Here is a 315-nt window from a genome sequence, read left to right as displayed (position 1 = left end):
ACGCGGTGAACGTGAGCCAGTTGCAGTCGGAAGACGCGAAGGTGAACAACCAAGGAGCGGCGACGGCTGCAGCGCTGGGTGGCGGTTCGACGTACAACACGACGACGGGCGCGATCACGAACCCGACGTATTCGGTGGGCGGCACGACGGTGAACAACGTGGGCGATGCGATAACGAACATCGACGGCCGCGTGACGCAAAACACGACGGACATCACGAACCTGACGAACAACATCAACAGCGGTACGGTGGGGCTGGTGCAGCAGGATGCGGTCACGCGCAACATCACGGTGGCGCAGGGCACTGACGGCACGG

1 pseudogene is annotated in these 315 nt (G+C 63.2%); it reads left to right on the top strand.

Annotated features, from left to right (window positions below):
- Positions 1–315, top strand: a pseudogene (locus tag JNB89_RS30860) (transporter); the annotation flags it as partial.

The organism is Paraburkholderia phenoliruptrix (genome assembly GCF_019511605.1).
Classification (GTDB): Bacteria; Pseudomonadota; Gammaproteobacteria; order Burkholderiales; family Burkholderiaceae; genus Paraburkholderia; species Paraburkholderia phenoliruptrix_A.
This window is presented reverse-complemented; position numbering and strand designations above follow the sequence as displayed.